The 12,799-nt window shown below is 72.8% G+C and carries 9 protein-coding genes; 3 read left to right on the top strand and 6 right to left on the bottom strand.

The window, feature by feature from the left end:
• Window positions 1-116 precede the first annotated feature (116 nt).
• Complete coding sequence (locus tag FHY05_RS13030; RefSeq protein ID WP_183944876.1) at window positions 117-1,190, bottom strand: NAD-dependent epimerase/dehydratase family protein; 1,074 nt, start codon at window positions 1,188-1,190, stop codon at window positions 117-119.
• A gap of 171 nt (window positions 1,191-1,361) precedes the next feature.
• Between FHY05_RS13030 and clpB the strand changes: the two genes are divergently transcribed.
• Window positions 1,362-3,941 carry an ATP-dependent chaperone ClpB gene (gene clpB, locus FHY05_RS13025; protein ID WP_183944874.1) on the top strand — a complete coding sequence of 860 codons (2,580 nt, stop codon included), beginning with the start codon at window positions 1,362-1,364 and terminating at the stop codon, window positions 3,939-3,941.
• A 203-nt stretch (window positions 3,942-4,144) separates the two neighbouring features.
• Here the strand turns inward: clpB and FHY05_RS13020 are convergent, their stop codons facing one another.
• A complete protein-coding gene (locus FHY05_RS13020; RefSeq protein WP_183944872.1) occupies window positions 4,145-4,378 on the bottom strand; it encodes a hypothetical protein in 234 nt (77 codons plus the stop codon).
• 102 nt (window positions 4,379-4,480) lie between these two features.
• Between FHY05_RS13020 and FHY05_RS13015 the strand changes: the two genes are divergently transcribed.
• Window positions 4,481-6,307: an ABC transporter ATP-binding protein/permease gene (locus FHY05_RS13015; protein WP_183944870.1), complete on the top strand. Its 1,827-nt coding sequence runs from the start codon at window positions 4,481-4,483 to the stop codon at window positions 6,305-6,307.
• 138 nt (window positions 6,308-6,445) lie between these two features.
• Here FHY05_RS13015 and map read toward each other — a convergent pair whose 3' ends face one another.
• Together map and FHY05_RS13005 are read right to left on the bottom strand one after the other, a co-directional pair.
• Window positions 6,446-7,213 carry a type I methionyl aminopeptidase gene (gene map, locus FHY05_RS13010; protein WP_183944868.1) on the bottom strand — a complete coding sequence of 256 codons (768 nt, stop codon included), beginning with the start codon at window positions 7,211-7,213 and terminating at the stop codon, window positions 6,446-6,448.
• Window position 7,214: 1 nt separating this feature from the next.
• Window positions 7,215-7,412, bottom strand: coding sequence for a ParD-like family protein (locus FHY05_RS13005; RefSeq protein ID WP_183944867.1), 198 nt, complete (start codon window positions 7,410-7,412; stop codon window positions 7,215-7,217).
• Window positions 7,413-7,751: 339 nt separating this feature from the next.
• Between FHY05_RS13005 and FHY05_RS13000 the strand changes: the two genes are divergently transcribed.
• Window positions 7,752-8,495: a dienelactone hydrolase family protein gene (locus FHY05_RS13000; protein WP_183944865.1), complete on the top strand. Its 744-nt coding sequence runs from the start codon at window positions 7,752-7,754 to the stop codon at window positions 8,493-8,495.
• A gap of 31 nt (window positions 8,496-8,526) precedes the next feature.
• Here the strand turns inward: FHY05_RS13000 and FHY05_RS12995 are convergent, their stop codons facing one another.
• Together FHY05_RS12995 and FHY05_RS12990 are read right to left on the bottom strand one after the other, a co-directional pair.
• Window positions 8,527-10,821, bottom strand: coding sequence for an EAL domain-containing protein (locus tag FHY05_RS12995; RefSeq protein WP_183944863.1), 2,295 nt, complete (start codon window positions 10,819-10,821; stop codon window positions 8,527-8,529).
• Between the two features lie 256 nt (window positions 10,822-11,077).
• Window positions 11,078-12,736 (bottom strand): ShlB/FhaC/HecB family hemolysin secretion/activation protein, encoded by a 1,659-nt coding sequence (locus FHY05_RS12990; protein WP_183944861.1) that lies wholly within the window; start codon window positions 12,734-12,736, stop codon window positions 11,078-11,080.
• Window positions 12,737-12,799 lie beyond the last annotated feature (63 nt).

Here is a 12,799-nt window from a genome sequence, read left to right as displayed (position 1 = left end):
CCGCGCGCCCGGCGAAGGCCTAGCCAGCCTCAAGGCATGCCTGTCAGTCCGGCCGCCTTTATCCCACCTCAACCCCGGCCTTCGCCGGGGAACCGACCCGGAGGAGGGAACGCCCCTCACATCTCCGGCTCGATCCCCCGCTCCAGCCGACCGCGCGCATAGTCCAGCGCCCGCCTGATGCCGTCGTCGAGCGCGATCGTCGGGCGCCAGCCGAGCTCGTCGCGGATCCGCGACGAGTCGCTGTAGCGCTCCGCCACCCCTACCGGTTTGCCCGCGGTGCCGATCACCGGGGCGTCATAGCCCGCGATCGCCACCATCCGCGCGGCGAGGTCGAGGAAGCGCGTCGGCGTGCCGGTGCCGATGTTGAACGCGCGCGCGTCGCTCACCCCGCGGCACACCAGCACGCAGGCGTCGCAGGCGTCGTCGATGTGGACGAAGTCGCGCGTCTGCTCGCCCGAGCCCCAGACGCGGACCGGGTCGCGTCGCGCCGCCACGCGCAGCGCGATCGCGGGAAAGGGATAGACCACGTCCTGGTCCTCGCCATAGCCCGAGAAGGGGCGCACCACCCCGACGCTCAGCCCGTATTTCTCGTGCGCGATGCGGCCGAGATACTCGCCCGTCAGCTTGCTCCAGCCGTAGGTGTAATCGGGCAGGCCGAGGCGCTTGTCGAAGGAGATGTCGTCCTCGCGCAGCGCGCGGCTCTCGCCCGCCTCCTGCAGGTCGATCGGATAGGCCGCGCTCGACGAGGCGTAGAGGATGCGCTCGGGGCGCGCTGTCTTGGCCGCCCAGAGGAAGAAGCTGCTGTCGACCGCGAGATCGATGCCGACGGCGAGCGGGTCGTTGTCGATCACGTTGCGACCGCCCACCACTGAGGCGAGGTGATAGATCTCGTCGAAGCGCGGCAGCGCCGCCAGCCCGAGCGACGGCGTCATCCCCAGCTCGGCCTGCGCCACCGCGACGAAGTCGGCGCGGATCAGCCGCACCTGCTGGTCGAGCCCGACCAGCTCGTGGCGCTGCACCCCGCCCTCCTCGCCGAGCGCGCGCAGCCGCGGCACCTCCCACTCGGCCGGCGGCTTGCCGGTGGAGAGGTCGTCGATGATCCACAGCTCGTGCCCGCCCTCGCGCGCGAGCCGCGCGACCAGATGCCGGCCCACGAAGCCGCAGCCGCCGGTGATGAGGATACGCGCCACGATGGTCTCCCTAACGTCAGATCTCTCTCGTTCGCCGTGGCAGGGCGCGAATACAAGAGCCGACGGTTTCCCCTCTGCCGCGGCGGCGAGTGGCGCGGCCGCGGCGCACCATCCCCCTTGTGTTGCCCGAAAGCCACACCATCTCTCGGGACAGAACAACAGGGCGTCACGATGAACCTCGAGAAATTCACTGATCGCGCCAAGGGCTTCCTCCAGTCGGCGCAGACCGTCGCGATCCGCATGAGCCACCAGCAGATCGCGCCCGAACACCTCCTCAAGGCGCTGCTCGAGGATGAGCAGGGCATGGCCGCCGGCCTGATCAAGGCCGCGGGCGGCGACGCGCGCCGCGCGGTCTCCGAGACCGATCTCGCGCTCTCCAAGCTGCCGTCGGTCTCCGGCCCGGGCGCGCAGTCCTCGCCCGGCCTCGCCAACGACGCGGTGCGCGTGCTCGACCAGGCCGAGCAGATCGCGCAGAAGGCGGGCGACAGCTATGTCACCGTCGAGCGGCTGCTCGTCGCGCTGGCGCTGAGCCTCAACACCGCCGCGGGCAAGGCGCTCCAGGCCGCCGGCGCCAGGCCGGAGGCGCTCAACCAGGCGATCAACCAGCTGCGCGGCGGCCGCACCGCCGACACCGCCGGTGCCGAGGATCGCTACGACGCGCTCAAGAAGTTCGCGCGCGACCTCACCGAGGCGGCGCGCGCGGGCAAGCTCGATCCCGTGATCGGGCGCGACGAGGAGATTCGCCGCACGATCCAGGTGCTGGCGCGCCGCACCAAGAACAACCCGGTCCTGATCGGCGAGCCCGGCGTCGGCAAGACCGCGATCGTCGAGGGGCTCGCGCTGCGCATCGCCAACGGCGACGTGCCCGACGGGCTCAAGGACAAGACGCTGATGGCGCTCGACATGGGCTCGCTGATCGCGGGCGCGAAATATCGCGGCGAGTTCGAGGAGCGGCTCAAGGGCGTGATCGACGAGGTGAAGGCCGCCGAGGGCGCGATCATCCTCTTCATCGACGAGATGCACACGCTGATCGGCGCGGGCAAGTCCGAGGGCGCGATGGACGCGGGCAACCTGCTCAAGCCGGCACTGGCGCGCGGCGAGCTCCACTGCGTCGGCGCCACCACGCTGGACGAGTATCGCAAGCACGTCGAGAAGGACCCGGCGTTGCAGCGGCGCTTCCAGCCCGTCTTCGTCGGCGAGCCCACGGTCGAGGACACGATCTCGATCCTGCGCGGGCTCAAGGAGAAGTACGAGCTGCACCACGGCGTGCGCATCACCGACGGCGCTCTGGTCTCGGCGGCGACCTTGTCGAACCGCTACATCACCGACCGCTTCCTGCCCGACAAGGCGATCGACCTGATGGACGAGGCCGCCAGCCGCATCCGCATGGAGGTGGAGAGCAAGCCCGAGGAGATCGAGTCGCTCGACCGCCGCATCCTCCGCCTCAAGATCGAGCGCGAGGGGCTCAAGCGCGAGACCGACGCCGCCAGCATCGACCGGCTCGGGACGCTGGAGGACGAGCTCGCCAACCTCGAGCAGCAGTCCGCCGAGCTGACCGCACGCTGGCAGGCCGAGAAGGACAAGATCGCGGGCGAGGCCAAGCTCAAGGAGCAGCTCGACGCCGCGCGGCTCGAGCTGGAGCAGGCACAGCGCCAGGGCGATCTCGCCAAGGCGGGCGAGCTCTCCTACGGGCGCATCCCCGCGCTGGAGAAGCAGCTCGCCGAGGCGGCCGGGGCGACCCAGGGCGCGATGCTGCGCGAGGAGGTCACCGCCGACGACATCGCCGGCGTGGTCAGCCGCTGGACCGGCGTGCCGGTCGACCGGATGCTCGAGGGCGAGCGCGAGAAGCTGCTCCGCATGGAGGAGGTGCTGGGCGAGCGCGTGATCGGCCAGGCCGAGGCGGTGCGCGCGGTCTCCACCGCGGTGCGGCGCGCGCGCGCCGGTCTGCAGGACCCGAACCGGCCGCTCGGCTCGTTCCTGTTCCTCGGGCCGACCGGCGTGGGCAAGACCGAGCTGACCAAGGCGCTCGCCGAATTTCTCTTTGACGACGCTAGCGCGATGGTGCGCATCGACATGAGCGAGTTCATGGAGAAGCATGCGGTGGCACGGCTGATCGGGGCGCCGCCGGGCTATGTCGGCTACGAGGAGGGCGGCGTGCTCACCGAGGCGGTGCGGCTCCGACCGTACCAGGTGGTGCTGTTCGACGAGGTGGAGAAGGCGCACGGCGACGTGTTCAACGTGCTGCTCCAGGTGCTCGACGACGGGCGGCTGACCGACGGCCAGGGCCGCACCGTCGACTTCTCGAACACGCTGATCATCCTCACCTCGAACCTGGGCAGCCAGTATCTGGCGAACCTCGACGAGGGGCAGCCGGTGGAGGCGGTCGAGCCGCAGGTGATGGAGGTGGTGCGCGCGCACTTCCGGCCCGAGTTTCTCAACCGGCTCGACGAGGTGATCCTGTTCCACCGGCTGGGGCAGGCGCACATGGGGCCGATCGTCGACATCCAGGTGGCGCGCGTCGGCACGCTGCTGGCGGAGCGCAAGGTGGCGCTGGAGCTCACCGACGCGGCGCGGGCGTGGCTCGGGCGGGTCGGCTACGACCCGGTGTACGGCGCGCGCCCGCTCAAGCGCGCGGTGCAGCGCTACCTCCAGGACCCGCTCGCCGAGGCGATCCTGCGCGGCGAGGTCAAGGACGGCGCCACGGTGCGGGTCGACGAGGGCGACGGCAGGCTGGTGCTGGAGGTGCGGTGAGCGGTCCTGCGCCGTTCCCGCGCGGGTCTCGCCGTGAGCGAGGCCAGGGGACGTGTTGGTCGACCGTGTTCCGGCGAGAGCCGGAACACGGAGCTAAGCAGAACAACGTGCTACGATGTGCGCGGCGCGAGCGTCCCCCGCCGCGCTACGGGTCCTAAGTCTTGCCCCCGAACCGCACGTCCCGCGCGACCGCGCGGCCCCGCTCAGCCGCGCCGCTTACCGTCGGCCGGCCTGTCCGCCCATTGTGCCCCGTCGCGGCGGCAGGCGGCGCTCACCACCGGGAAGTCGAGGTCGGTGTTGCGCGCGAGCGCCTCCGCCATCGCCGCCTCGCACTTCTGCACCGTCGCGTAATGCGCCGGCATCACGCGCGCCTCGGCGCAGCCGCTCGCGCCGTCGCCGCAACCCATGATCGCCATGACGAAGAACACCGCGTCCATCACTGCCTCCGAACATGCCCCGAAAAACGTACCGGCTGACGCGCCGTTCCGGTTTCGCCCCGCGGTTGACGCTCCCGCCATGGCACACGACATCTCAGTCACATGCCTCCCGACCGCCCCGCCGCCCCCGGCACCGAGCGCCCGCTGCTGCCGACGCTCCGCCGCTTCCTCCCCGATCTCTGGCCGAGCGACTCGCCGGGGATGAAGCTGCGCGTCGCCGGCGCGCTGGCGCTGGTGGTCGTCTCCAAGCTGGTGCAGGTCTATGGCGCGCCGTTCGCGCTGCAAGGTGCGGTGGACGGCATGGCGGTGCCGACCACGCCGGTGTCGCTGATCGTGCTGCTGGTGGTCGGCTATGCCGCGGCACGGTTCGGCACCACCCTGTTCGACAACCTGCGCAATACCGTCTTCGAGAAGGTGGGGCAGGAGGCGACGCGGCGGCTGGCCGCGCGCGTGTTCCGCCACCTTCACCGCCTGTCGCTGCGCTTCCATCTGGAGCGGCGCACCGGCGCGGTCACCAAGGTGGTCGAGCGCGGCACCAAGAGCATCGACACGATGCTCTATTTCCTGCTCTTCAACATCGCCCCGACGATCCTCGAGCTGGCGCTGGTGCTGGGCATCTTCCAGGTGAAGTTCGGCTGGCCGCTGGTGGTCGCGACGCTGGCGATGGTGGCGCTGTACATCTGGTTCACCCGGGTCGTCACCGACTGGCGCTCGTCGCTGCGCGAGCGGATGAACGATCTCGACACCGGCGCGGTCGCGCACGCGGTCGACTCGCTGCTCAACTTCGAGACGGTCAAATATTTCGGCGCGGAGGAGCGGGAGGCGAGGCGCTACGACGGCGCGATGCGCTCCTACGCCGAGGCCGCGGTGAAGAGCGAGAACAGCCTGGCGTGGCTCAACATCGGCCAGGCGCTGATCACCAACCTGATGCTCGCCGCGGGCATGGCCTGGGTCGCCTGGGGGTGGAGCCAGGGGCGCTTCACCGCGGGCAACGTGGTGCTGGTGTCGACGCTGCTGTCGCAGCTGTTCCGCCCCCTCGACCTGCTCGGCATGGTGTATCGCACGATCCGCCAGGGCGTGATCGACATGGGCGCCATGTTCGACCTGATCGACACCGCACCCGAGGTGGTCGACGCACCCGGCGCCCCCGCCCTGGCCGTGCGCGACGCGCATGTCCGCTTCGAGGGCGTGGCGTTCGGCTATGACGCGGGCATGCCGATCCTCAAGGGAATCGACCTCGACGTGCCCGCGGGTACCACCTGCGCGGTGGTCGGGCCCTCGGGCGCGGGCAAGTCGACGCTGGCGCGGCTGCTCTACCGTTTCTACGACGTCGATCAGGGCCGGATCACGATCGACGGGCAGGACATCGCGCGCGTGCGACAGGACTCGCTTCGGGCCGCGATCGGCATCGTCCCGCAGGACACGGTGCTGTTCAACGACACGATCGGCTACAACATCGCCTATGGACGCGAGGGCGCGCGCGAGGCCGACGTCGCCGCGGCCGCCCGCGGCGCGGCGATCGCCGGCTTCATCGAGCGCCAGCCCGAGGGCTACAAGACGCGCGTCGGCGAGCGCGGGCTCAAGCTGTCGGGCGGCGAGAAGCAGCGCGTGGCGATCGCGCGCACCCTGCTCAAGGACCCGCCGCTGCTGATCCTCGACGAGGCGACCAGCGCGCTCGACAGCCGCACCGAGAGCGAGATCATGGAGACGCTCGCGGCGATCGAGCGCGGGCGCACCACGATCGTGATCGCGCACCGGCTCTCCACCATCGTCCACGCCGACCAGATCGTGGTGCTGGAGGCGGGGCGCGTGGTGGAGCGCGGCAGCCACGCGGAGCTGCTCGCGCGCGACGGGCTCTACGCCTCGATGTGGGCGCGCCAGGCAGCCGAGAGCGAGGAGGCCGAGGAGGCACCCGTCGCCGTGGCGTGAGCTCCGTGCCCGTCGACTAGCCGACCGCTATCGGACGTGCTCCTGCGAGAGCAGGAGCCCGGAGCGACCGGCGAACCGCCTCCGCCCCTGCACTCCGGCGCTCGCCGGCGCACGATGCAACGGTAGGCCAGCGACGATCTAGGCCGCCCGCCGCTCGTCGCCGCGCAGCGTCAGCACCTCGACGCCGCTGGCGGTCACCGCTACCGTGTGCTCGAACTGCGCCGAGAGCTTGCCGTCCTGCGTCACCACGGTCCAGCCGTCGTCGCGCGTGTCGACTCGGCGGCTGCCCTGGTTGAGCATCGGCTCGACCGTGAACACCATGCCCTCGCGCAGCACCGGCCCGGTGCCGGGGCGGCCGAAGTTGAGCACCTGCGGCTCCTCGTGCATCTCGCGCCCAATGCCGTGGCCGCAGAACTCGCGCACCACCGCGTAGCCGTGCTTCTTGGCATGGCGCTCGATCGCGGCGCCGATGTCGCCGAGCCGCGCGCCCGGGCGGACCGCGCCGATCCCCTGCCACATCGCCGCCTGCGCCACCTGCACCAGCCGCCGCGCCGCGGGGGCGACGGCGCCGACGGCGTAGGTCTTGCTCGAGTCGGCGATATAGCCGTTCTTCTCGAGCGTGATGTCGAAGTTGACGATGTCGCCGTCCCGGATGATCTCGGCGGCGTCGGGCACGCCGTGGCACACCACCTGGTTGCGCGAGGAGTTGAGCACGTACTGGAAGCCGTACTGCCCCTTGCTCGCGGGGCGCGCCTGCAGGTCGACGGTGATGTAGCGCTCGACCAGGTCGTTCACCGCGAGCGTCGACAGGCCGGCGAGCGGCTGGCGGTCGAGCATCTCGAACACCGCGGCGAGCAGCCGGCCGGAGACCCGCATCAGCGCCACTTCGTCGGGCGTCTTGACCATCTCAGGCAGCCACCGCGCGCAGCTGCGCCGCCTCATACTGGCGGCGGACGATCTCGGTGAAGCTGAGCGTCGGATTGGCCTCGGCGAGCATGCCGATCGTCATCCAGAACTCGGCGTGGGCATTGATCGAGCGGCACATCACCGCGCTGGCGCGACGCGCCTCGGCGTGCAGCTCGTCGCCGATCTTGACGATACCCATGGAGTGATCCTCGGTCGCTTAGTGTATGGAGCGTATATGTAGCATAGTGTCGGCTGACGAGGAGAAGGGCCTTGAGGCTCTCGTCCGCCCTTTTCCGTCATCCCCGCGCAGGCGGGCAATCCATAGAAGCTGACGCCGCGGCTCCCGCGAGGACCTCCGCGTCTGGATCCCCGCCTGCGCGGGGATGACGGGAGTGTAGCGGCGGGTAAACGCGGGTCTCGGCCGCGCTCCGTGGTGCCGCTCTGCTACCTGCACGAACCGGCCGTTCTCCTCCGCCCCGCCTTGCCCCGCAGGCGCCCCGCTGCCACAGCGGCGCGCCACAGCCAGGGGACAGCGACCATGATCGTGCGCAGCGACGAAGTTGAGGACGTGGCGGTGCCCGGCGCGGGCACGATGCGCACCCACCTGTTCCGCCCCGCGATCGAAGGCAGCTTCCCCGGTGTGCTGTTCTTCTCCGAGATCTACCAGGTGACCGCGCCGATCCGTCGTCTGGCGACCCTGCTGGCGGGCAACGGCTATGTCGTCTCGGTGCCCGAGGTCTACCACGAGTACGAGCCCGCCGGCACGGTGCTGGCCTACGACCAGCCCGGCACCGATCGCGGCAACGCGCTCAAGTTCACCAAGCCGGTGGCGCAGTACGACGCCGACTCGCGCGCCGCGCTCACCGCGCTGGCGGCGCATCCGGCGTGCGACGGGCGGCTCGCCACCTTCGGCGTGTGCCTCGGCGGGCACCTCGCCTATCGCGCCGCGCTCGACCCGCGCGTCGGCGCCGCCGCGTGTTTCTACGCCACCGACATCCACTCGGGCACGCTGGGCGCGGGCCGCACCGACGACAGCCTGGCGCGGATGGACGCGCTCCAGGCCGAGGCGATGTTCGTCTGGGGGCGGCAGGACCCGCACGTGCCCTTCGCCGGGCGTGAGACGATCCGCGCCCGGCTGGAAGAGGTGGGCGCGCGCTACGAGTGGCACGAGGTCAACGCGCCGCACGCCTTCCTGCGCGACGAGGGGCCGCGCTACGACCCGGCGCTGTTCCTCGAGAGCGTGGCGTGGACGCTCGCGCTGTACCGCCGCGCCCTCGGGTAGGTCGACCCGCGCGCGCGACGCGAGGACCGACTCACGCCGCCGCGCGCTGCTCCAGCGTCGCCACGAACGCGTCCGCCACCATCGGCCGCCCGATCAGATAGCCCTGCACCAGGTCGCAGCCGGCGTCGCGCAGCAGCGCGAGGCAGCCGGGCTCCTCGATCCCCTCCGCCACCACCTTGAGCCCGAGCCCGTGCGCGAGGTCGATCGTCGAGCGCACCATCAGCGCGTCCGCCGGGTTGAGGTGCGCGTGCTGGACGAAGCTGCGGTCGATCTTGAGCTCGGACAGCGGCAGCTCGCGCAGGTAGGTCAGCGTCGACTGGCCGGTGCCGTAATCGTCCATCGAGATCGCCACGCCCTTGGCGCGAAAGTGGCGCAGCTGCGCGGCGGCGCGCTCCGGGTCGGCCAGCGTGGCCGACTCGGTCACCTCGAAGATCAGCCGGTCGGCCGGCACCGCGCCCGAGTCGAGCAGCGCGTCCACCGCCATGCTGAACGCCGGCTCGGCGATCAGCATGGCGGAGAGGTTGATCGCGACCGAGACGTCGTGCCCGCGCGCGCGCCACGCCGCGAGATCGGCGACCGCGCGCGCGAGCACGTGCAGCGTCAGCGCGCCGATCCGATCGGCCTGCTCGGCGAGCGGGATGAACAGATCCGGCCGGATCATCCCCCGCACCGGGTGGCGCCAGCGCACCAAGGCCTCGGCGCTGGCGACCCGGTCGGTCGCGAGCGCGAGCTTGGGCTGGTAATGGACCTCGATCTCGCCGTCGGCGATCGCCTGGTCGAGCTCGCCCATCAGCACCAGCCGCCGCTCCAGCGCCTCGGCGTCGACGTGCGCGTGGCGCCAGAACGCGCCCGCCGCGGCGGCTTCGTCGGCGGCGCGCGTGGCGCTCACCAGCCGGTCGTGGATCGTGCCCTCGCCCGCCGAGACGCCGAGATGGACCGCCGCGTCGGCGCGCCGGCCGAGGATCTCGACCGGCTCGGTCAGAGTCGCGCGCAGCGCCGCCACCAGCGCCTCGACGTCGTCGCCCGGCGCGTCGACCGCGAGCAGCCGCTCGCCGACGCGATAGACCGTGGCGCCCACCGTCGCGCGCAGCCGGTCGGCGACGCGCAGCAGCAGGTCGTGCCCGGCACGCTCGCCCAGCAGCGTGACGAGCGCGTCGGCGTTGCCGAGCGACGCCACCAGCAGCGGCGTCGGCGCGGCGGCGTCCTTGTCGTGGAGCAGCGCGCGGCGGTTGGGCAGGCCGGTGTCCTCGTCCACGCGGCGCTGGCGCTCGAAGCGGCGCGCGAGGTCGAGCGCGACCCGCGCCAGCCCGGCCGCGACCACCAACACCAGCGCGGGGGCGAGCGGGAACACCGCGTGCCGGGCGACCTGCGCCCAGACCGCCAGCGCGAACAGCGCCGCCGGTGCGCCCAGCGCGAGCCCCGCGGCGACCGCACCGCGCCGCGCCAGCAGCATCGGCAGCGAGAGCAACAGCGCCACGAGCAGCGGCAGCGCGCTGCTGCGCTCGCCCGGCACGCCCGCGAGCAGCGTCTCCGCGGCGAGCGCCTGCACGACGACGCCGGGGATCACGCCCCAGTGCGGCGTGGCGTAGCGGTCGCCCATCTCGATCGCGGTGGCGCCGATCAGCACGTCGCGCCCGCGCACCGCGGCCGGGTCGAAGCGGCCGTCGCGCACCGCGACGAAGCTCAGCCGCGGCAGCCGCGCCGGGTCGATCCCGCCGTCGATCGGGAAGAAGCTGTCCGCCGCGCCCGAGCGATGCGCGATCAGCGCGGAGAGCGACGGCCGCGGCGTGCCCGCGGTCACCGTGCCGAACGGCGCGCGGCGGACGATGCCGTCGGCGTCGGGCTGCATGCTCACCGAGGCGAGCGCGGCACCGTCGCGCAGCGCGGGCAGCGGCAGCGAGTCGATCGTGCGGCGGTCATCCGAGCGCGCGCGCTGCGCGAAGGTGGGCAGCGCCACCAGACCGGGCGCGCGCGCGATGGCCCGCGCCAGCGCGGCGTCGCCCGCGCCGGGCCCGGCGGACGAGAAGTCGACGTCGAAGGTGATCGAGGCGGCACCCGCGGCGCGCAGCCGGTCGACCGCGCGCGCATAATGGTCGCGCGACCACGGCCACTCGCGGATCGCGGCGACGCTGGCGGCGTCCATCTCGACGACGACGACCTGCCCGCTCGGCGCGCGCACCCAGGCGGCGGCGCGCGGCGGGTCGAGCAGCCGGTCGACCCGCGCGCCCAGCCCGCTGAGCGCGGTGAGCAGCGCGAGCGTGAGCGCGGCGGCGAGCGCGAGCGCGCGGCGGTGGCGCAGCAGGGCGCGGCGGCGGGGGCTCAGCACGCGGCGGCGGCTTGGCAGGTGAGGGGAAGAGCCGCTACGGCCCCGCCCGCGAGAAGGTCAGCGTGATCTAAGCCGTCCGCCTCCCGCCCCGCACCACTCCGGCGGACGCCGGGGTCCAGTTGGGCGAACCGCCGTGACGTGCAAGCGACGCCACCCGAGTGGACCGCGGCGTCCGCCGGGTTGGTCGGTGAGGAAAGAGGATGGTGCTTCGCCTCACAAGCCTTGGGGTGCTTCACACGTCCGACCTGACCCTCCATCAGAACACCCGCGACAGCCGCAGCGAGAGGCGCGGGCGGCGGTTGCCGGTGTCGAACCGATCGGCGTTGAGCGGGAACGCCACCTCGACCATGCCGTCGAGCCGCCCCGTGCCGGCGCGCACGCCCAGCCCGGTCGAGGCCAGGGTGCCGCCGCCGAACCCGTCGCGCAGGTTGCTGACATGGCCGCCGTCGACGAAGGCATAGCCCTGCGCGCGGTCGATCACGCCGGGCAGCACGCGCCCGGCGTCGGCGCGGAGCTCGGCCGAGGCCATCGCGCCTTGGTCACCGGTGCGCTCGGCATAGTCATAGCCGCGGCCATATCCGGGCCCGCCCAGACCGATCTCGGCGGTGGCGAGCAAAGGGCGCGAGGCGAGCTGCGCCGCGCCCGCCAGCACCGCGCTGAACCGCCCGCCGAGCCGACGCGTATAGTCCATCTGCCACGTCGCCAGGACGAAGCGCGCGTCGCCGTCGGCGCGCGACAGCAACGCGTCGCCGGCGCGACTCACCCCGGCGAGCGGCAGCCCGACCACGCCGGCGAGCTCGCCGCGCAGCGTGCCGCCCGCGACGCTCGCCTGGCCGTTGAGCGAGGCGGTGGCGGTGGCGAGCCGGTCGCGCCGCAGCCGTGCGCCCCGGAGCGTCTGGGTCACCGTCACCGCGCGCAGCTCGGCATTGCCCCACAGGCTGCGCGCGCGGGTGCGCACCAGTGCGCGCGTGTAGCTCACCGACAGGTCGCCGCTGCGCCCGACCACGTCGAGCGGCGCCAGCGCCGCGCCCGGGTTCGAGCGCGCCACCGAGCCGGCTACCGCCAGCACCGAGCCCGCCGAGTCGACCGGCGCGGCGTAGCGCGCGCGCAGGAAGGCGAACTCGCTCGGCTCGAACGGCGTCTGCGCGACGATCAGCGCCAGCTCGTCGCCGTCGCCCGCCACCCCGCGCAGGCTGGCGAGCAGCGTCGAGCGCACCGGCCCGACCTCGGCGCTGCCGCGGTTGTCGAGCTGCGCATAGGCGCTCGCGCGGTCGCTCGCGATCGTCACCAGCAGGATGCCGAAGCCGTCCTGGCGGACGTAGCGGGTGTCGGTCACCCGCACGCCGGGCACGTCGCCGACGAGCAGCAGCGCGCGCTCCAGCATCGTCTGCGTCACCGCGCCGCGCCCGGTGAGCGCATGGACCAGCAGCGTGTCCGCGGCGGCGCTGCGCGCGCCGATCACGCGCACCGCATCGATGCGGCCGAGGTCGACCTCCACCGCGAGCACGCCGTCCGCCATCGGCTGCGCCGCGACCGAGGCCGTGGCGAAGGGGTAGCCGCGCGCGCGCACCGCGCCCGCCACCTGGCCCGCGAGCGTCGCCAGCGCGGCACGGTCGAGCGCGCGTCCGATCACCGGGCTCACCGCGGCGGCATAGGCCGAGTCGGGCACGCCCGACGCGCCGAGCACATGTACCGCGCGCACCGGTGGGGTCAGCGTCGCGCCCGCGGCGGCGCGGCTGGCAGCGTCGACCTCGGTCGGCCGCGCGCGCTCGGGCTGCTCGAGCGAGGGGCGCGGCAGCGCGCGCGCCGCGATCGTCGGGTCGGCGCGGTCGAGCGCGGTCTGCGCCGCGGCGGGCGTGGCCGCCAGCGCGGCGCTGCCCAGCAGCGTGAGACGAATCGTGGAAAAAGCTCGCATGGGCGCCCCTGTTGTCGCGACGGGGCCTAGGCGGGGGCGGGTTCCGATTTGGTTACGCCGACC

Source organism: Sphingomonas sp. BK580 (genome assembly GCF_014194975.1).
Taxonomy (GTDB): Bacteria; Pseudomonadota; Alphaproteobacteria; order Sphingomonadales; family Sphingomonadaceae; genus Sphingomonas.
This window is presented reverse-complemented; position numbering and strand designations above follow the sequence as displayed.

Excerpts from the sequence above, each read along its gene's own strand:
- clpB (WP_183944874.1), top strand. The coding sequence starts at position 1,362 with ATGAACCTCGAGAAATTCACTGATCGCGCCAAGGGCTTCCTCCAGTCG.
- FHY05_RS13020 (WP_183944872.1), bottom strand. The coding sequence starts at position 4,378 with ATGGACGCGGTGTTCTTCGTCATGGCGATCATGGGTTGCGGCGACGGC.
- FHY05_RS13015 (WP_183944870.1), top strand. The coding sequence starts at position 4,481 with ATGCCTCCCGACCGCCCCGCCGCCCCCGGCACCGAGCGCCCGCTGCTG.
- map (WP_183944868.1), bottom strand. The coding sequence starts at position 7,213 with ATGGTCAAGACGCCCGACGAAGTGGCGCTGATGCGGGTCTCCGGCCGG.
- FHY05_RS13005 (WP_183944867.1), bottom strand. The coding sequence starts at position 7,412 with ATGGGTATCGTCAAGATCGGCGACGAGCTGCACGCCGAGGCGCGTCGC.
- FHY05_RS13000 (WP_183944865.1), top strand. The coding sequence starts at position 7,752 with ATGATCGTGCGCAGCGACGAAGTTGAGGACGTGGCGGTGCCCGGCGCG.
- FHY05_RS12990 (WP_183944861.1), bottom strand. The coding sequence starts at position 12,736 with ATGCGAGCTTTTTCCACGATTCGTCTCACGCTGCTGGGCAGCGCCGCG.